The sequence below is a fragment of the Yersinia sp. 2542 StPb PI genome (genome assembly GCF_048593855.1).
In the GTDB taxonomy this organism is placed as follows: domain Bacteria; phylum Pseudomonadota; class Gammaproteobacteria; order Enterobacterales; family Enterobacteriaceae; genus Yersinia; species Yersinia enterocolitica_E.
In genome coordinates this window covers 1-19816 of the sequence record NZ_JAZGQA010000016.1, presented here as the reverse complement: position 1 = coordinate 19816, position 19816 = coordinate 1, and the positions used below count along the sequence as shown (strand labels likewise).

Sequence of the window (19816 nt, the reverse complement as noted above, 5' to 3'; positions counted from 1 at the left end):
TAAACTCACTGGCGGTGAAGGCCTGTGTTGCCGTGTGAGATAACGCTCCCCCTCTGGCCATGGTGGCGGGGGGGATGCCCATACACCCTGAATAACGGAGTGGAGCAGTGAGATTTCCCTATCAACGTCTGGCCTACATGTTCGATGCATTGCAATCGGAAACGCTGCCTCAGGATGAGCTGGCGAAACGTTTTGCGGTTTCGACACGTACCGTGCGGGCAGATATTACGGCGTTGAATGAGATCCTTGAACATTATGGTGCGCACTTTATCCATAACCGTGGCTTTGGCTACCGATTGATGATCGATGATGCTGAACGCTTTCGTGCTCTACAGCAGCAAAACCGCAAAACGCACCTAACCCCGCGAACTGCCAATGAGCGAGTGCATTACCTGTTAATCCGTTTTCTGACCTCTGCTTTTTCATTGAAGCTGGAAGATTTAGCTGATGAATGGTTCGTTAGCCGTGGCACATTGCAAAATGATATGGCTGAGGTGAGAGAAAGGCTAAACCGATACCATCTGACGATTGAAACCAAGCCACGCTACGGCATGAAATTGTTTGGTGCCGAGTTGGCTATCCGCACGTGTTTGACCGACCTTTTGTTTCAGCTACATCTGCAAGATGCTGATAACCCATTATTAAAGAATGAGTTTCTTAACATTCAGACTATCCCCGAATTAACGGGATTGCTGCATGAGCTATTGGCGCAATATGCGGTACGGTTAACTGATGAGGGCGAGCACTACCTGATTTTCTACTGTGCTGTGGCGATCAAACGTATCGCTGACGGTTATCCGTTATCAGACTTTGATGCCGAAGATGTGGATGAGGCGGTCAAACTCGCCTCCGGCCGTTTGGCAAATGAGTTGAAACTATTATCGGGCAAAGACATTTCGGCAGCAGAAGAAGCGTATTTGCGGGTCAATATTGCCGCCCGCCGGGTGCAAGTCAGCCAGCCTGGTACCAGTCGCCCCAGTGAAATCAACGCCGATGATGAAGAGACATTGGTGGATTACATCCTCTCTTATATCAACGCCCACTATAACTACAATTTGCAGGGCGATAAGCAGTTACGAATTGATTTACTCACCCATATCAAGACCATGATTACGCGGGTGAAGTATCAGATAACTATCCCTAATCCATTGTTATCCAATATTAAACAGCACTATCCGATGGCTTATGACGTAACACTGGCGGCGGTATCCAGTTGGGGCAAATATACGCCTTATAGCTTGAGTGAGAATGAGATAGGCTATCTGGTACTGCACATCGGTGTTGGGTTGGAACGCCATTACAATATTGGTTATCAACGTCATCCACAGGTGATGTTGGTGTGTGATACCGGTAACTCCACTACCCGAATGATTCAGGCGCAGATTGCTCGTAAGTATCCGCAGATCGTGATGACACAGACCATTTCCCTGCGTGATTACGAAAATCTCGACCATATCGACGAAGATTTTATTATTTCTAACTCACGTCTGGCGGAAAAGAATAAGCCGGTAGTAGTAATGTCACCGTTTCCGACTGAATATCAGTTAGAACAACTGGGTAAGTTGGTGCTAGTGGATCGCACTCGCCCTTATATGTTGGAAAAGTTTTTCGACAGTAATCATTTTATGATTATCGACCAGCCGATGACACAAGAGCAGTTATTTAAAAAAGTGTGCAGTCAGTTGGAAGAGGAAGGGTTCGTTGATGCGGACTTTTACCCATCGGTGGTGGAGCGTGAGGCGATTGTCTCCACCATGCTGGGGGAGGGGATTGCACTGCCACACTCACTCGGTCTGTTAGCCAAAAAGACCGTGGTGGTTACCCTGCTAGCCCCCAATGGCATTGCCTGGGGTGATGGTGAGGTAGCCCATGTCATTTTCCTGTTAGCTATCAGTAAAACTGATTATGAAGAAGCGATGGCGATTTACGACTTGTTCGTTACTTTTGTGCGAGAGCGTTCAATGAGCCGTTTATTGAGCAGTCAGCATTTTGATAGCTTCAAGGCGATAGCGATTGATTGTTTGAGTCGAATTTAATTTTTTGTTATTGATTTAGTGGATAGATTCGGTTGATGTTCGTTTAGTTATCGGTTCGGTTGATATGAGATTGGTTCTCAATTCCCCTCCGATGCCTCAACCGCCAAAGGGGTTACAAGCGCGTAACCCCTTGGAACCCCTGCGCTTACGCACGTATCGCTTGTCCACTTCGTGGATACTCTCTTTCATCGTTTCGGTTGACAGACCGCCGTGATTCGCTCCTGCTCAAGCACGGCTCGCTCGGCTTCCCTGCCTCGCGTCCTACCTACTCTCCTCATTCGGCAGCTCAAATGTGCTTTTAACATCACAACCTAAAAACAGGGTTTTGAATTAGCTTTTGATGTTGAGCGCAATCAGGAATATTGCCGACAAGGAGGGAGGGTAGAGTGAGCCGCCATGGACGGCGGCGAAAAGCGCGCTTGAGCATGGATGCGAATCGCGCTGGCTCGTCAGCCCGAAAGATGCAGGCGGTTTACCCGCAGGGCAATATTTCGCGCAAGCCGCAGGTGAAGGAGGGCCGGCTTGCCCTCCTTCTCGGTTGAGGCGATAGAGATCAGATGAGCACTAAACGAATATCAACCGAAGCCTGATCCGATCAACCGAACCGATAACCAAATTAAAGATATCACTGCCAGCCATATCTCCTCACAAACCACCCTTTCACTAACTGCGTTGTCACCATATAGCCGGTTAAGATCACCATCAGCCACGGGAAGTAAGAGAGTGGCAGCGCTTGCAATTGCAGGAATCCAGCCAGTGGAGAGAAGGTTAGCCCGATACCAATGGCCACCACCGCCAGTGTCATTAGACATAGCGGCCAAGAGGCGCGGCTCTGGATGAAGGGAATTTTACGGGTACGGATCATATGCACAATTAAGGTCTGGGACAGCAGTCCTTCAACAAACCAACCGGATTGGAACAACGTCTGCATTTCTGGCGTATTGGCTTTAAATACCCACCACATCAGGCAAAAAGTCAGTACGTCAAAAATAGAACTTATCGGACCAAAGAACACCATAAATCGCCCCAAATCGCCGGCGTTCCAGCGTTGTGGCTTTGCCAGTTGCTCTTCATCAACGTTATCGAATGGAATAGCAATCTGCGAAATATCGTACATCAGATTCTGGATTAACAGATGGAGTGGCAGCATGGGTAGGAAGGGCAAAAATGCGCTAGCAATCAGGACGCTGAAGACGTTACCAAAGTTAGAGCTGGCGGTCATCTTGATGTATTTCAGCATGTTGGCAAATGTGCGGCGGCCTTCAATTACCCCTTGCTCCAGCACCATCAGGCTCTTTTCCAACAAGATGATATCGGCGGCTTCTTTAGCAATATCTACTGCTGAATCCACCGAGATCCCAATATCAGCAGCACGCAGTGCCGGTGCATCATTGATGCCATCCCCCATAAAACCGACCACATGACCGGCATTACGCAGGTTCTGTACGATGCGTTCTTTGTGCATTGGTGTCAGCTTGGCGAACACCGTGGTGGTGCGGGTGGCCTGCGTCAGTTGTGTCTCCGTCATCTGCTCGATATCACTGCCACGCAAGACATGCTCGACAGATAATCCAACATCTTTACATACCTTACGCGCAACTAACTCGTTGTCACCGGTAAGAATTTTAACGTTAACGCCATTGCGTTTTAGTGCCAGCAGCGCCGGCGCTGTGCTCTCTTTCGGCGGATCGAGAAAGGCGATATACCCTTCCAAGATCAGGTCATATTCATCAATAACAGCATAATCCCGCTGATAAGCTGGCATGATACGGGTGGCAACCGCCACCACTCGCAGTCCTTGCTGGTTCTGTTCATCGGTAATGCGGCGGATGCGTGCCAACAGCGCGTCGGTCAATGGGATAATTTCACTCCCTTGGCGCACATGACGGCAAATGGACAACATCTCTTCCAGCGCGCCTTTGCAGATAAGTTCGTGATAATCCGCTTTATCGCTGACCACCACTGACATGCGACGGCGTTCAAAATCGAATGGGATCTCATCGATTTTGCGGTAACCCGCCAGCGTATCGGCCGCCCGAGATTCTGCATCTTTTGACTCAGCCATGGAAGATAACACCGCGACATCCAGCAGATTTTTTAATCCCGTTTGGTAATAACTGTTGAGCCAGGCGTAGTGCAGCACCCGCTCACAATTGGCCCCAAACACATCGGTGTGGCTTTCCAACACAATTTTATCTTGCGTCAGGGTGCCGGTCTTATCGGTACACAGAATATCCATCGCGCCAAAGTTCTGAATAGCATCTAAGCGCTTGACGATCACTTTCTGCCTGGACAGTTTCACCGCCCCTTTTGCCAACGTCGACGTGACGATCATCGGCAGCATTTCCGGGGTTAAACCCACAGCAACAGAGAGCGCGAACAGCGCGGCTTCCCACCAGTCACCTTTGGTAAAACCGTTTATCAACAACACGATAGGTGTCATGACTAACATAAAGCGAATCAGCAACCAACTGACTTTACTGATGCCACTCTGGAAGGCATTAGGTTGCTCATCCTGATGCGTCACACGCTCTGCCAGCAGACCGAAATAGGTTTGGTTACCGGTGCCTACCACGATAGCCAGTGCCGAACCGCTAACGACATTGGTGCCCATAAAGCACAGCGTGTCTCGTTCGAGTGGATTTTGTTCCTCACACTCACGGCATTGCGCCACTTTCTCAACCGGCAGTGACTCACCGGTTAAGGCGGCCTGACTGATAAACAGATCTTTGGCCACCAGAATACGTAAATCCGCCGGGATCATATCGCCCGCAGATAGTTTGATGATATCGCCGGGCACTAACTGAGAGATCGGTAGCTCGCGATGCTCGCTCTTGCCCGTATGGGCATCACTGCGCACCACAGTTGCGGTATTGCTGACCATGGCTTTTAAAGCATCCGCAGCGCGGTTAGAACGTGCTTCCTGAATAAAATGCATCAGGGTGGAAATTAACACCATAGCACCAATCACCAATGCGGCGGTGAGGTCTTCGGTAGCGTAGGAAATCAGAGCCAGAATGGTGAGCAGCAAGTTAAACGGGTTGCGATAGCAGTGCCATAAGTGGACCCACCAACGGGTAGCTTGCTGATTTTCAATGAGATTACTGCCATTTTGCAGACGAATGGCTGCGGCTTCTTGTTCCGTTAACCCTTCGGGGTGGCTCTGAAAACGCCGATAAAGTTGTGGTGGCGTTTCATTCGCGCACTGCAAACGTTGCTGAGTCAGCGCTGCGGGCAAATCTTTTGTCGCACTTCCCTGCGGCAAGCCATCTAACATGGTTTCCCGGCGAATTAGGCGGCGAGGCAGGTTACGGCTCAACACATTGAGCAACTGCCGGGTGAAATTTTTAACTTGCATGGTTTGAGCCTTACTGTCATGTCACAAAGCCGTTTGTCGGACGGTCTTTATGTTGCGCCCACGGCAAATCTGCCGTAGAGAGGGCAAAAACATCATCAGCAGAAACTAACGCAAGGACGTGCGTAGTGACCGCTTATCAGATTGTTATCCGATAAAGCAGCCACCCTGAATGGGGAATTACCTTACCGGACACACCAAAAGGTGTAGGTCGAGGGAACAGGGTCCACTGGGTAATTAACCTCCGGTTTTATTTAAAGATTGTTAGCGGCTGTCTAACAGCTAAACAGACATTAAACCGCATCACTGTTCTCGCCACGCCAAAAACCACCCCGACGGTAAGATATGCCGTTAGGGCAGTAATATGCTGCGAGTCATTGGGATATCATGCGCTGAGTCTGATTCTGCGCATGCTAGACTTCCCACAACTTCGATAATATAAATAATCAGTTTATTATATGTTTCCAAACCTAAACATTAGGTAAACCATGCAAAACCGTTTGACCATAAAGGACATTGCCCGCATGAGTGGAGTTGGAAAATCCACGGTTTCACGGGTATTGAATAACGAAGGGAGCGTCAGTCCACAAACTCGTGAACGAGTGGAAGCTGTCATCCGTCAGCAGGGATTTACCCCGTCAAAATCAGCCCGGGCCATGCGGGGGCAGAGTGATAAAGTTGTGGGTATTATTGTCTCGCGTCTGGATTCGCCATCTGAAAATCAGGCGGTGCGCACGATGCTGCCACTGTTCTATCAGCAAGGTTATGATCCTATCCTGATGGAGAGCCAGTTTGATCCTGAATTGGTCAGTGAACATTTACATGTGCTGCAACAGCGCCATGTGGATGGCGTCATTTTGTTTGGTTTCACTGGGTTAACCGCAGAAATGCTCTCGCCATGGCAGGAAAAAATGGTGGTACTGGCGCGCGAGTATGCGGGTTTTTCTTCCGTGTGCTACGACGACGACGGGGCTGTGCGCCTGTTGATGGATAAGTTACGCCACGCTGGGCATCGGCATATTAGTTATATTGGCGTGCAGCCGTCGGATGCCACTACCGGCATGCGTCGTCATCAATCTTATCTTGATTACAGCCAACAACATGGCCTGCTACCGACGGTTGCACTGGGTGAACTGAGTTATCAAAGTGGTTTCCAGCTCGCACCTCAGGTGATAAAACCCGATACCTCGGCGTTGGTGTGTGCCTCTGACACTATCGCTATGGGGGTGAGTAAGTATTTACAACAGCAGAGCCTGCAACACATTCAGGTCTGCGGCATTGGTAATACACCGCTGTTGCACTTTTTGTTCCCAAATACCCTGTCAGTCGAGCTGGGTTATGGCACCGCAGGAGTGAAAGCCGCCCAACAATTACTTGACCAACTTAATCATAGTCAATCAATTCAACAAATTATCATTCCTGGTCAACTGGCCTGATTCTTCTTTTCTCGACGTGATGCTATCTGAACTCCCACCCTGTGTGGTGGGAGTGCGTGATGGGCGAACCCATGGTTTACGGCCAAGAACATCATAAAAAGTTGTCAAATTGTGATCTCTAACGCAAGTTGGGAACGTTCCCATTTCATAAAAATCAATACATAGCTAATCTTTAATAAGCTGTATATTTAACAGGCTATCGATGTATTTTTTCTTTAAGACTGACCCTACTGCTTTTATTAAGAAAAACGAATAAGTCGCACGTTATCTCACCTTTACGAAAGGTACGTTGAAATGAGCAAAGTAAAACAACAAGATATCGATCAATTGATCGTACTGGTGGGAGGCAGAGATAATATTGCCACCGTCAGCCACTGCATTACCCGGCTACGCTTTGTGTTGAATGACCCCTCTAAAGCTTCACCTAAAGAAATTGAAAATCTGTCGATGGTTAAAGGCTGCTTTACTAATGCCGGGCAATTTCAAGTGGTTATCGGGCCTGAAGTTGACGATTACTATCAAGCGCTGATTGCTAAAATTGGCCTGAATGAAGTGGATAAAGAGCAGACCAAACTGGCTGCACGGCAGAACATGACTTGGTTTGAACGTGGTATTTCTCACTTTGCCGAGATTTTCTTCCCGTTGCTGCCAGCGCTGATCAGCGGAGGCTTGATTCTTGGCTTCCGTAATGTGATTGGCGATATTCCGATGTCTGATGGCAAAACGCTGGCACAGATGTATCCGGCATGGAAAACCATTTACGACTTTCTCTGGTTGCTGGGCGAAGCCATCTTCTTCTACCTACCGGTGGCCATCTGCTGGTCGACAGTGAAGAAGATGGGGGGCACCCCGGTATTGGGGATTGTGTTGGGTATCACCTTGGTATCACCACAACTGATGAATTCCTACCTGCTGGGACAACAGATCCCCGAAGTTTGGAACTTTGGCTGGTTTACCATTGAAAAAGTAGGTTATCAGGCACAGGTCATTCCATCGATTTTGGCAGGTTTGGCGCTGGGTTGGATTGAAACTAATCTGAAGAAAATCATTCCAGCCTATCTTTATTTGGTGGTGGTGCCGGTAGTTTCCCTGTTGCTGGCGGTATTCCTCGCCCATACGCTTATCGGGCCATTTGGCCGCATGATTGGTGATGGTGTGGCCTGGGGAGTGAAAGCTGTCATGACAGGCAGCTTCGCGCCGATTGGTGCCGCACTGTTTGGCTTCTTGTATGCGCCGCTAGTCATTACCGGCGTGCATCAGACCACGTTAGCCATTGATATGCAGATGATTCAGAGCATGGGCGGTACACCGGTATGGCCGCTGATTGCGCTGTCTAACATTGCACAGGCATCTGCGGTATTGGGCATTATTATCATTAGCCGCAAGATCAATGAGCGCGAAATATCAGTACCTGCGGCAATTTCAGCCTATCTGGGTGTCACTGAACCGGCAATGTACGGTATCAACCTCAAATATCGCTTCCCGATGTTGTGCGCCATGATTGGTTCTGCGTTGGCGGGCCTCATTTGTGGTCTGACTGGGGTGATGGCGAACGGTATTGGTGTCGGTGGCCTGCCGGGTATTTTATCCATCAAACCACAGTTCTGGGCGATTTATGCTGTGGCAATGTTAGTGGCGATCGTGGTGCCATTGGTGCTGACTATACTGGTTTACAAACGTAAAGAGAGTCGTGGCGAATTACCGGTCTAAATCGTATTCCTCCGCCAAAGGTTATCCTGTGGCGGAGCTGTTTCTTTAATTTTCTCTGTTTTTACTACGAATAAGAGCCTGCTATGAATAATCCTATCCCTTGGTGGCAAAACGGCGTCATTTATCAGATTTACCCGAAGAGTTTTCAGGATAGCACCGGTAATGGCTATGGTGACCTGGCTGGCGTGACGCAACGGTTGGATTATCTGCACAAACTCGGCGTTGATGCCCTCTGGTTGACACCGGTTTATGTCTCGCCACAAGTGGATAACGGCTATGACGTTGCCGACTACTGCGCCATTGACCCTGCTTACGGCAGCTTAGATGATTTCAAAACGTTGGTTGCGGCTGCTCATCAGCGGGGTATTCGTATCGTAATGGATATGGTGTTCAATCATACCTCGACTGAACATGCCTGGTTTAAAGCATCAGCAGAGCGCAACAGCCCGTACCGTCAGTTCTATATTTGGCGTGATGGTGAGGGTGATAATTTACCAAATAACTGGCGCTCGAAATTTGGTGGTAATGCCTGGCAATGGCATGCTGAAAGCGGCCAATATTATCTGCACCTGTTCGCTACCGAGCAGGCAGATCTTAATTGGGAGCACCAGCCGGTACGTGATGAACTGAAGAAAGTGTGCGAGTTTTGGGCTGATATTGGTGTGGATGGTTTGCGCCTGGATGTAATTAATCTGGTATCCAAACAGCAAGATTTCCCGGATGATTTTGTGGGTGATGGCCGCCGTTTCTATACCGATGGCCCCCGTATCCACGAATTTTTACAAGAAATGAGCCGTGATGTGTTTCAGCCGCGCGGCCTGATGACGGTTGGCGAGATGTCGTCCACCCGCCTTGAGCATTGCCAGCGTTATGCCGCATTGGGCGGGGATGAGCTGTCGATGACCTTTAATTTCCATCATCTAAAAGTGGATTATCTTAATGGGGCAAAATGGTCGCTAATGCCGCCGGATCGGGTGGAACTCAAACAGATATTTAACCAGTGGCAGCAGGGGATGCATAACCGTGCGTGGAACGCGTTGTTCTGGTGTAATCACGACCAGCCGCGCATTGTATCGCGCTTTGGTGACGAAGGTGCACTGCGCGTGCCTGCGGCCAAGATGCTGGCAATGGTACTGCACGGTATGCAAGGTACGCCATATATCTACCAAGGCGAAGAGATTGGCATGACCAATCCTAATTTTACCTCGATTAATCAATACCGTGATGTCGAAAGTCTGAATATGTTTGCTGAGCTAACTGCACAAGATCGCGATCCTGACGAGTTATTAGCGATTCTGGCAGCCAAATCCCGTGATAATAGTCGTACCCCGATGCAATGGGATCGCAGCCGTAATGCCGGTTTCAGTCAGGGAACTCCATGGATCGAACCCTGCAGTAACTATGCTGAAATTAATGTTGATAGCGCGCTGGCTGATGCTGACTCGGTGTTTTATGCCTATCAATATCTGATAGCCCTGCGTAAACAACATGATGTGTTCACTTTTGGTGACTATCGTGATCTCTGCCCGCAACATCCAGAGTTGTGGTGCTACTTGCGCCACTGGCAGGGTAAGCAGTTGTTGGTGGTGGCTAACCTGAGCGGTGAACCGCAACAATGGCAGCCAGAGGAGATTGCGCTGGACGGTAACTGGCAATTGTTGATGAGCAGCTACGGCGAAAGTGCATTCCAGCCGCAGGAGATGGTATTGCGGGCATATGAGGGGATTTATTGGGTGAGAGATTGATTTAGTTCAGATCAGTGGCTTCTCTCCTTGCTCGGCAGCTCAAATGTGCTTTTAACTTCAAAGGCCAATTCAAAACAAAAGGCTATGGTTTTGATTCTGACTCTCTTTTGACGTTGAGCGCAATCAGGAATATTGCCGACGAGGATGGAGGCCGCAATGGTTAGGTGAACACTGAACGCATATCAACCGAAACCAGAACCTATCCATCACCAAAATTAAATCACTTCCCCAACTTCAGCGCTGGTAGCTGAGAGAAAATACTCACCAGCCCCTCGCCCCAGCCCTTACGGATCATCATAAAATAGGGATGATCTTCGGTGATGCGATATTGCTGTTCGGTACTGAAACTATCGAGTGGATAGATCATCACATCTAGCGGTAAGCCGACGGATAAATTACTGCGCAAAGTTGAGTCCATAGAGATCAACGCGCACTGCATGGCCTGATCCAACGTGGTGTGGTAATTCAACACCCGATCAATAATCGGCTTGCCATACTTACTTTCGCCAATTTGAAAGTAGGGGGTGTCCTGCGTGGCTTCAATAAAGTTACCCTGCGGATAAATATGAAACAGCCGCAGTCCTTCACCTTTAATTTGCCCGCCTAACAATAGGTTACAGTTAAAATCGGTTCCGCCGCTGTTTTGCTGCGCACCGCTGTCTCGGTTAATCACCTCGCGTACCGTCTCCCCCAGAAGTGTTGCGGCCTCATACATCGAGCGCACATTCAGCAGGTTAGTTTGTTCCGGGTCCAGACAGCGGCGTTGCAGCAAACTGACAATACTCTGTGTGGTTGCCAGATTCCCCGCACTTTGCACCACCAGCGTTCGTTCACCCTCTTGCTGAAACAGGTGTAATTTGCGAAAAGTGGAAATATGATCCACCCCGGCATTGGTACGGGAGTCAGAGGCAAAGACTAACCCGGATGACAGCCGCATGGCCACACAGTAGGTCATAACACAGTATCCTTAGAGCCTATCTCACTAGGGCTATTTTATTTGCCAGCAACGCGCTTTATTGCGACATATCGCGTCGCGGGTTAGATAACATATGCACGGCTGCGATGGTCTGCATATCTTCAAAGCCACCACCACGGCGAATACCTCGCACCGGGCAGGCATCCAGATAATCAATGCCCACCGCCAGTTTTAAATGCTGGTTCGGTTGACAGGTATTATTGGTGACATCAAAGCTCTGCCAGTGTCCATTCAGCCATACTTCTGCCCATGCGTGGGTCGCGACATGACTGGAGGATTCTGTATAAAGATAGCCGCTCACATAGCGTGCCGGAATATTTAAACTTCGGCAACAGGCAAGAAAGACGTGGGTGTGATCCTGACACACCCCTTGTTCGGCGGCAAAAGCTTGTGCCGCGCTGTCCTGTACCGTGGTGGTGCCGGGGCTATAGGGCATTTTTGCCAGCAATTCACCCATCATTTGCGTCAGGCAGTCTAATTGCGCATCGGCGTGGGTAGCACCCTGACAATAACCTGAAGCAAACTGGCGAATGGCGGCATCTGGCTGAGTCAATGGGCTGTGGCGAAGAAAGACCAGTGGAGAGAGGTGGTCGCCGCTGTCATCTTCTACATTGTCTGCAATCTCTACCACGCCCTGAGCTTGAATGGTGATAGCTTGATGAGGCTTATCCAGGGTGAGTACATGTAGCACATTACCAAAGGCATCCGTGGTACAAATGGCCTCTTCCGGTAAGGTCAGTTGCCAGGATAAAATGCGCTGGTGGGCTGAATCCTGTGGGGTCAGGCGCAGATACTGAGTGCTGTGTTGCACCTGTTGTGCATAGGTGTAATGGGTGCTGTGATCGACATTCAGTCTCATTGGACCTCCAGATAGGTTTGGCGGATGCTGTCAGCGATAGCGTTGATCTTGCCTAAAAAATCCATCAGATAGCTGTGTAATCCGTCGGCCATCACATCCGTAATGCAGCTAAATCGCAGCTCAGCAAGCAAAATATTGACCAGCCGCCGAGGTTGGTTGCTACGATTGCCACCAATCAACGCCAACTGCTGTTCCATATCGTTAATGCAAGCCAGCAGCGAACGCGGGATCTCATTGCGTAAAATCAGTAACTCAGCAATCGCCTCCCGACTCAGTTGCTGCTTATATAAACTGTGGTATGCCTCCCGAGCACTGACGGCGCGTAATAAAGTATCCATCCGGTAGTATTCGCGTACCGGGTCATCGTCGCTATCCAGTAATTGGTTTTTCACATCCAACAAGCGCGCGGTGCTGTCAGCCCGTTCAATCAAGGTACCCAGTCGAATAAAATAGAGTGCATCACTGCGCAGCAAGGTGCCATATACCGCACCGCGAAATAGATGTGAGCGCTCCTTAACCCAATCAAAAAAGGCATCAATTCCGGCAGCGCTGATACCTTGGCGGCGTAGCTGTTTCATCTCAATCCAGGTGGCATTGATACTTTCCCAAACCTCGGACGATAAGCTGCCGCGTACTGCATGGGCATTGTTCCACGCCATCTGCAAACAACTAAAAATACTGCTAGGGTTGTTGCTGTCGAGCACGAAGAAATTCAGCAGATGGGTCATCGAGACCTGCGGATAGTGCTCGGTAAACAGTGTCTGGGTGTTGCTCAGGCTGAGTGGCACCAGTAGATCAAAATTCACCCGATTGCTGGTTGGCATCATCGATAACCGGTTGGTGACATCCAGCACCCTGGTGATGTTTTCTGCCCGCTCCAGATAGCGGGCCATCCAATAAAGCTCACTGGCTGTTCGGCTTAGCATGCATCGTCCTCCAATACCCAGGTATCCTTGGTTCCGCCACCTTGCGAAGAGTTAACGACCAACGACCCTTCTGCCAGTGCGACTCGGGTTAAGCCCCCAGGCACTAAACGAATTTCTGCACCACACAGGGCAAAAGGACGTAAATCAATATGGCGCGGTGCAAGTCCGCTATTCACAAAGGTCGGGCAGGTAGAAAGGGCGAGGGTTTCTTGTGCGATGTAATTTTGTGGTCGCGCCAAGAGTAACTGGCGGAATTGGGCTATTTCAGCTTGTGTCGCCGCAGGTCCAATCAACATGCCATATCCCCCGGCTCCATGAACTTCTTTCACTACCATCTGATCCAGATTAGCTAATACATATGAAAGATCAGTGGGTTGGCGGCATTGCCAGGTGGGAACATTCGCCAGAATCGGTTCTTCGGAAAGATAAAAATGAATCATTTCAGGGACATAAGGATAGATGGATTTATCATCGGCGACGCCAGTACCAATCGCATTAGCCAATACCACACCACCTGCGCGATATACCGACAGTAGTCCGGGGACACCGAGCATGGAGTCAGGGCGGAAAGCCAGCGGATCGAGGAAGGCATCATCCACCCGCCGGTAGACAACATCGACTTTGCAGGGGCCTGCGGTAGTTCGCATAAATACTGCCCCTTCTTTGACAAATAAGTCAGCACTTTCAACCAGTTCAACCCCCATCTGTTGAGCCAAAAAACTGTGTTCAAAATAGGCACTGTTAAAGCGCCCCGGGGTTAGCACTACTACGGTAGGGTCGTTGACCGGTGTGCTTTCGCGCAGCGTTTGTAACAGGTGAGAAGGGTAGCGCTCAACAGGTGCAATGCGTTGTTGTGCAAACAACTCCGGGTAGAGCCGCATCATCATTTTACGGTTTTCCAGCATATACGAGACGCCGGACGGGGTACGCAGGTTATCTTCCAGCACGTAATAGAGACCATCGCTGTTGCGGACCATATCCACACCGATGATATGTGCATAAGTATCACGGTGCAGGTTCACCCCTTGCATACAGGGCTGATATTGGTCATTCGCCAGCACTTGTTCGGCCGGAATAATGCCCGCTTTCAGGATATGTTGTTCATGGTAAATATCATGTAAGAACGCATTCAACGCTTGTACGCGCTGGCGAATGCCGCGATCCAGCATTTGCCATTCGCTGGCGGGAATAATGCGTGGCACGCTATCGAACGGTATTAATCGCTCTGCGCCATCATCGTCACCATACACATTAAAGGTAATGCCTACCCGGTGAAATAGCAGTGCAGCTTCTTCACGCTTACGCGCAATGGTTAGCTGATCGGCCTGTTGTAACCATTGCCAATAGGCATCGTAATGGCCTCGGTGTTGCCCCTCAGCCAGTAACATTTCATCGAAAAATCGTGATACGGAAAGGTCGATGTTCAGCATTATCACCTCGCTAACAGAACAGGCTGTATTGGTGATCACGCATAAACTGTGCCAGCTCGTAAAACAGGCAAAATAAAGGGGATTAGAGCGATTTCAGCCCTATTAAGGTGCAATTAGTGAGTGTAGTGCATTATTACTGAGCAGAAAGTTGCCACATCATGATCATGATGATCTGCAATAGCGCATTGTGAAAGGCAGAGAGAAAATATTAGCAGGATAGCAATAAAAAACGGCTGGTAATCACCAGCCGTAGACGCAATGACATCAGAATTAACGACGTACCGCGATAGCTTCGATTTCGATCTTCACATCTTTTGGCAGACGCGCAACTTCAACACATGAACGTGCAGGGAATGGCGCATTGTGTTCAGTAAAGAAAGCTTCGTAAGTGGCATTAACTGTGGTGAAGTCATTCAGATCTTTCACAAATACAGTGGTTTTCACGATATCGGCAACTTTCAAACCCGCGGCTTCAACGATAGCTTTTACATTCTCCAGTGACTGACGCGTCTGTGCTGATACATCATCGGCGACCAAACCTGTTTTTGGATCAACAGGGATCTGGCCTGACGTGAGGATCATACTACCCAGATCGACACCTTGAACATAAGGGCCGATGGCGGCAGGGGCGAGCTCAGTGCTGATATTGCGTGACATGTTGACTCCTGGTTACGTAATGCGGAAGGAACCCGTCATCTTTCATGTTGCTGGCATATTGGCTGCGCTCAATTACCCGAATCACTTAGCGTGATGCGCTCATCGGGACTATAAGCCTCATCCTGCGGGCCAGCGTTTACCGCTTTCCTGCACCATGAAATCTATTGGGTTTAATTATTTCTATATTATAAAGATGGGGTAGATTACGGCAACCCACGTGAATCAAATTTGCGATGTCGCATTGCTGCGAATATTGCCACTATTGTAAATATTAACGGGCAGCAATATTCGCTTAAGCCGAGCATTAATCCGCTTGCAGCACTTAATCCGCTTGCAGCACTACCTGGTGATCAAACTCTTTCTCGCAATATTTACATTTAAGGTGGATTTCACCTTGTTGTGCTTTTACTTTAAAGCTGGAGTCGACTGGCTCATTGTGGCTGATGCAGTTACTGTTTGGGCAAGTGAGGACGCCATCGATCTGCTCTGGCAGGCTTAGGGTCAGTTTCTTCACCACTTCGTAGTTATCGATGCGGTTAACGGTAGCATCTGGTGCATACATCGCCAGTTGGTTGGCCTGTTGCTCTGTCAGGAAGGTATTTTCTATTTTAATCAAATCCTTACGTCCTGACCGTTTAGACGGTAGATTCAATCCAATAGTAATACGTTGATCAGTGGCGGTCAGTTTGAACAGCGACAACAATTTAAAGCCGATTTGTGCCGGAATATGGTCAATCACAGTGCCACATTTAATCGCTTCAACCTGTAGTTTGTAATCCTGAGTCATGTTCAATCCCCCTTAAAGAGCCAATTCTGCGTTTAAAACCAGTGCCAGCAGTGCCTGACGTGCGAAAATCCCGTTACCTGCCTGTTGGAAATAGTAGGCATAAGGGGTCTTATCGACATCGGTGGTTATTTCATCAATTCTTGGCAGCGGGTGTAGCACTTTGAGATTCTCTTTCGCGCCATTCAAATCAGCCGCTCGCAAGATAAACTGCGCTTTGACATTGGCATACTCTGACGGGTCAAGGCGCTCTTTTTGCACCCGGGTCATGTAGAGAATATCCAGTTCTGGCACCACTTCTTCAATGCTTTCGTGCAGGCTGTATTCGATACCTTTTTCTGCCAGCATTTGCAGGATATAAGCAGGCATTGCCAGAGCATCCGGGGCGATAAAGAAGAAGCGGTTGCCGGTGAATTTGGCTAGCGCCTGCGTGAGTGAGTGCACGGTACGGCCATATTTCAGGTCGCCGACCATGGCGATATTGATGTTATCCAGCCGGCCTTGGGTTTCCTGAATGGTGAACAGATCGAGCAGTGTTTGCGTCGGGTGCTGGTTTGCACCGTCACCGGCATTAACTACCGGTACATTCCCCGAGAACTGAGCGGCCAGACGGGCCGCCCCTTCTTGTGGGTGACGCATGACAATGGCATCCACATAGGTACTGATGACTGACATAGTATCTGCCAGCGTCTCGCCTTTTTTGCCAAGGGAGGTATTACTGCTATCAGAAAAACCGACCACTGAGGCACCTAAACGGTGTATGGAGGTTTCAAATGACAAACGAGTGCGGGTCGAGGCTTCGAAAAAGCAACTGGCGATCACTTTGTGTTTTAGCAACTCAGGTTGCGGACTACTTTTCAGGCTGGCGGCGGTACGCAGCACCAACTCCAGTTCGTCGCGACATAAATCGTTAATTGAGATGATATGTTTGTGATACAACGTGTTGGCCATTTTTCGCTCTCCTCTATGACCCGTTATACTTCCAGCTGCATGTGTGTTGGCTGCTTTTGCTCATCCCGGTGACTTACTTGTCGTTGACCTTAAAATAAGTAAGCTCCTGGGGATTTACTCAATTGCCGCCTTCCTGCAACTCGAATTATTTAGGGTATATATTTTAATTGGTGATAATGCTTAATTCGGCACCGATCAGCAGACAAAAAAAAGCCCCTCAACGAGGGGCCTTACGGGATCGGTTTAGCAACGGGAGAAAGAACGGCAGTTGGCTGCCTGTTGGCAGGCAATTTTGTCGACCATCGAGAGGGTCATTTTCAACAAAACGCACTTGGCTTTCCATCATATCTCCCGGCAAATTGTGGCGAATTATACTCGCGTGTGGTTTCTCTGCAAGGGGTAAAAGCCGCATTTTTGCGATTAGCAAACGATTACTCATCAGGATTGGTTTCAATTATCTGATGAGTAATGCCAATGGCCGCCCTCTGGATGGCATTATCACCAGAGGGAATACAACCTGATTTTGTCGCCCGCTATTCAAGTGATTTGACTAGCTTGCCAGGTAAATTACCGAGGATAAAATCATTGATGATACTGTCAAAATCCTTATCGCTCTTAAAGCCTAATGCTTTGGCATAATGCGCTGCGAAATCCCCAGGCCAAGAGCTTACGATCTTCTCAATTAATGGATCTTGCTGAATCTTAATGTGATCAGCGACAGCGTCACCCGCAATACGCCGCAATGCATCAATCATTTGCTGTACGGTAATAGATAGCCCAGGCAAATTAATCACCCGCCCACCCTTAAGTTGACTGGCATCCAATTGGTGACCATGGATAAGATTATTAATTGCCATCTTCGGCGATAGCAGCCATAACGGTGTTTGCAGGCTAACAGGGCAAACCACGTCAATACCTTGCAACGGCTCACGGATAATGCCGCTGGCAAAACTGGAGGCCGCGCGGTTTGGTTTTCCTGGGCGTACTACAATGGTTGGCATACGCAGGCTACGACCATCAACAAATCCCCGGCGGCTATAGTCTGCTAACAATAAATCGTTTAATGCTTTTTGCGTACCATAGGAACTCTGAGGCGACCATACCTGTTCATCCGGCACGACAGCCGGTAACTCACCGCCAAATACCGCCACTGAACTGGTGATAATCACTTTAGGGCAGTGTCCAAGCTGACGAGCGCGCTCGAGTAAACTGCGGGTAGCATCAAAATTGATCCGCATACCCAAATCAAAATCTTCTTCTGCCTGACTGGAGACAATCGCTGCCAGGTGGAAAACGGTGTCAACGTGTTGATTAAAAACGCTGGCAAGCCAGTGCGGATCAGCGATATCACCGCAAAAAACCTGTACCCGTTCATCTGTAATCGCCTCCAGAGGCACCACATCACAGGCTATAATCTTACTGATCAGGCGCTGCTGACCTTGCTGGTCGGTCAGATAATCCTGTGTCAGTAAATGTTCAATCAATCGACGACCAAGAAAGCCCGCCGCTCCTGTTACCATTATGTTCATCGTCTTATCCTTTATCTGCATTGTTAGCGGTTTACTGTCTTGGCCGGGACTAAAAATACGAGCGCCGCACCAATAAATAGCATGGTGGAAATAATCAGCATTCCGGTAGTGGTGCTTTGGGTCAGGTCTTTCAGGTAGCCCATCATATAAGGTGCGACAAAGCCTGCCAGGTTGCCCCAGGAGTTAATCAGAGCGATGCCGGCTGCGGCTGCGGTTCCACCGAGGAACGCAGTTGGCAGGCTCCAAAATAGTGGCAAGGTACTCAATGCCCCCATGGCACCCAGAGTTAAGCCCATCATGGCAATAACGATGTTGTCACTGAAACTGGCGGAAATAATCATCCCGATCCCGCCCAATGTCGCGGTTAAAGCCAGATGCCAGCGCCGTTCGCGCAAACGGTCAGCACTACGTGATACTACGATCATGGTCAGGGCGGCGGCACCGTAAGGAATGGCACTTAACAAACCAATGCTCAGTACGTCTTTTACCCCACTCTCTTTGATCAGTGTTGGTAACCAGAAGCCGATAGTGTAGAAACCTGCAATCAGGCAGAAATAGATAAGCGTGAGCAACCAGACTCGGGGTTGCAGGAAAATCTCTTTCAGGCTGCTGTGGACATGATGTTGTGTGTCGTTATCAATGTTGGTTTGTAAGATCTTTTTCTCTTCGTCGGTTAGCCATTTGGCATGACTGATACGGTCAGTCAGTTTAAAAATAACCAAAATACCGATTAAAACGGATGGGATACCTTCCAGGATAAACATCCATTGCCAACCCGCAAAGCCATGGAATCCATTAAATGCGCCCATGATCCAACCCGATAACGGTGCGCCTATCACGCCGGATAATGGAACGGCAGTGGCGAATAAGGCGTACATGCGGCCACGGCGGTTAGTTGGGAACCAATAAGAAAGATAAAGAATGACGCCGGGATAGAATCCAGCCTCTGCAATTCCCAGCAAGCAACGCATTACGTAAAATGACATCGGTGTGGTGACAAAAGCCATCCCTGCCGAGATGATGCCCCAGGTGATCATAATGCGCGCAATCCACAACCGTGCCCCTACGCGGTGCAGCATCAGGTTACTGGGGATTTCCAGAAAGAAGTAGGCAATAAAAAAGATACCGGCGCCGAATCCATACACCGCCTCTGAAAATTGTAAGTCATCCGCCATCTGCAATTTGGCGAAGCCAACGTTAACCCGATCTAAATAAGCGACGACATAGCACAGCATCAGTAAGGGTAAAATATGCCACGCAGCCTTGCGATAGGCATGGTTCTCCGCAGGGACCGCGTTAGGTATCACTAATTGTTCAGTGGGTGATTCAGACATGATGGAGCCTCTTATTTTAGTTATTTGCAGGGGAACAAGGTTCAGCGAAAATCCGTTTGGTTATCGCGCTGGCGTTGTACAGAAATAG

The 19816-nt window shown here is 49.1% G+C and carries 14 protein-coding genes; 4 read left to right on the top strand and 10 right to left on the bottom strand.

The annotated features are described in order from the left end of the window. Nucleotides 1-107: 107 nt before the first annotated feature. Nucleotides 108-2036 carry a BglG family transcription antiterminator gene (locus V1952_RS03970; RefSeq protein ID WP_420071118.1) on the top strand — a complete coding sequence of 643 codons (1929 nt, stop codon included), beginning with the start codon at nt 108-110 and terminating at the stop codon, nt 2034-2036. 625 nt (nt 2037-2661) lie between these two features. Here V1952_RS03970 and mgtA read toward each other — a convergent pair. Continuing rightward, complete coding sequence (gene mgtA / locus V1952_RS03965; protein WP_372560422.1) at nt 2662-5394, bottom strand: magnesium-translocating P-type ATPase; 2733 nt, start codon at nt 5392-5394, stop codon at nt 2662-2664. Between the two features lie 485 nt (nt 5395-5879). Here mgtA and treR point away from each other — a divergent pair, with 485 nt between their 5' ends. From treR to treC, 3 genes are all read left to right on the top strand, one after another. Beyond that, nucleotides 5880-6827, top strand: a complete 948-nt coding sequence (treR, locus tag V1952_RS03960; protein ID WP_420074339.1) for a trehalose operon repressor TreR — start codon at nt 5880-5882, stop codon at nt 6825-6827. Nucleotides 6828-7121: 294 nt separating this feature from the next. Continuing rightward, nucleotides 7122-8537 carry a PTS trehalose transporter subunit IIBC gene (gene treB / locus V1952_RS03955; protein ID WP_083162242.1) on the top strand — a complete coding sequence of 472 codons (1416 nt, stop codon included), beginning with the start codon at nt 7122-7124 and terminating at the stop codon, nt 8535-8537. 83 nt (nt 8538-8620) lie between these two features. Next, nucleotides 8621-10282 (top strand): alpha,alpha-phosphotrehalase, encoded by a 1662-nt coding sequence (gene treC, locus V1952_RS03950; RefSeq protein ID WP_420074338.1) that lies wholly within the window; start codon nt 8621-8623, stop codon nt 10280-10282. Nucleotides 10283-10502: 220 nt separating this feature from the next. On the opposite strand, the gene V1952_RS03945 is transcribed toward treC, so the two are convergent. From V1952_RS03945 to V1952_RS03905, 9 genes are all read right to left on the bottom strand, one after another. Next, a complete protein-coding gene (locus V1952_RS03945) occupies nt 10503-11237 on the bottom strand; it encodes a peptidase (RefSeq protein WP_372560425.1) in 735 nt (244 codons plus the stop codon). A 58-nt stretch (nt 11238-11295) separates the two neighbouring features. Next, entirely contained in the window at nt 11296-12117 is an 822-nt protein-coding gene (locus tag V1952_RS03940; RefSeq protein WP_372560426.1) for a transglutaminase family protein, read from the bottom strand. Beyond that, nucleotides 12114-13043, bottom strand: coding sequence for an alpha-E domain-containing protein (locus V1952_RS03935; RefSeq protein ID WP_420074337.1), 930 nt, complete (start codon nt 13041-13043; stop codon nt 12114-12116). Before V1952_RS03935 ends, V1952_RS03940 begins: the two co-directional genes overlap by 4 nt. After that, nucleotides 13037-14473, bottom strand: a complete 1437-nt coding sequence (locus tag V1952_RS03930) for a circularly permuted type 2 ATP-grasp protein (protein ID WP_420074336.1) — start codon at nt 14471-14473, stop codon at nt 13037-13039. The genes V1952_RS03935 and V1952_RS03930 overlap by 7 nt, the downstream gene beginning before the upstream one ends. A gap of 270 nt (nt 14474-14743) precedes the next feature. After that, nucleotides 14744-15130, bottom strand: a complete 387-nt coding sequence (gene ridA, locus V1952_RS03925; RefSeq protein WP_083162254.1) for a 2-iminobutanoate/2-iminopropanoate deaminase — start codon at nt 15128-15130, stop codon at nt 14744-14746. A gap of 322 nt (nt 15131-15452) precedes the next feature. Next, the gene (gene pyrI / locus V1952_RS03920) at nt 15453-15917 is read right to left on the bottom strand and encodes an aspartate carbamoyltransferase regulatory subunit (RefSeq protein WP_083162256.1); all 465 of its coding nucleotides are present in this window, start codon (nt 15915-15917) and stop codon (nt 15453-15455) included. Between the two features lie 12 nt (nt 15918-15929). Next, nucleotides 15930-16865 (bottom strand): aspartate carbamoyltransferase, encoded by a 936-nt coding sequence (gene pyrB, locus V1952_RS03915; RefSeq protein WP_083162258.1) that lies wholly within the window; start codon nt 16863-16865, stop codon nt 15930-15932. 533 nt (nt 16866-17398) lie between these two features. After that, nucleotides 17399-18394: a D-erythronate dehydrogenase gene (denD, locus tag V1952_RS03910; RefSeq protein WP_372560430.1), complete on the bottom strand. Its 996-nt coding sequence runs from the start codon at nt 18392-18394 to the stop codon at nt 17399-17401. 23 nt (nt 18395-18417) lie between these two features. Then, nucleotides 18418-19728, bottom strand: coding sequence for an MFS transporter (locus V1952_RS03905; protein ID WP_372560431.1), 1311 nt, complete (start codon nt 19726-19728; stop codon nt 18418-18420). Nucleotides 19729-19816 lie beyond the last annotated feature (88 nt).

Bases quoted from the DNA above. Each gene is read 5' to 3' on its own strand.
- mgtA (WP_372560422.1), bottom strand. From the start codon at position 5,394: ATGCAAGTTAAAAATTTCACCCGGCAGTTGCTCAATGTGTTGAGCCGT.
- treR (WP_420074339.1), top strand. From the start codon at position 5,880: ATGCAAAACCGTTTGACCATAAAGGACATTGCCCGCATGAGTGGAGTT.
- treB (WP_083162242.1), top strand. From the start codon at position 7,122: ATGAGCAAAGTAAAACAACAAGATATCGATCAATTGATCGTACTGGTG.
- treC (WP_420074338.1), top strand. From the start codon at position 8,621: ATGAATAATCCTATCCCTTGGTGGCAAAACGGCGTCATTTATCAGATT.
- V1952_RS03945 (WP_372560425.1), bottom strand. From the start codon at position 11,237: ATGACCTACTGTGTGGCCATGCGGCTGTCATCCGGGTTAGTCTTTGCC.
- V1952_RS03940 (WP_372560426.1), bottom strand. From the start codon at position 12,117: ATGAGACTGAATGTCGATCACAGCACCCATTACACCTATGCACAACAG.
- V1952_RS03935 (WP_420074337.1), bottom strand. From the start codon at position 13,043: ATGCTAAGCCGAACAGCCAGTGAGCTTTATTGGATGGCCCGCTATCTG.
- V1952_RS03930 (WP_420074336.1), bottom strand. From the start codon at position 14,473: ATGCTGAACATCGACCTTTCCGTATCACGATTTTTCGATGAAATGTTA.
- ridA (WP_083162254.1), bottom strand. From the start codon at position 15,130: ATGTCACGCAATATCAGCACTGAGCTCGCCCCTGCCGCCATCGGCCCT.
- pyrI (WP_083162256.1), bottom strand. From the start codon at position 15,917: ATGACTCAGGATTACAAACTACAGGTTGAAGCGATTAAATGTGGCACT.
- pyrB (WP_083162258.1), bottom strand. From the start codon at position 16,865: ATGGCCAACACGTTGTATCACAAACATATCATCTCAATTAACGATTTA.
- denD (WP_372560430.1), bottom strand. From the start codon at position 18,394: ATGAACATAATGGTAACAGGAGCGGCGGGCTTTCTTGGTCGTCGATTG.
- V1952_RS03905 (WP_372560431.1), bottom strand. From the start codon at position 19,728: ATGTCTGAATCACCCACTGAACAATTAGTGATACCTAACGCGGTCCCT.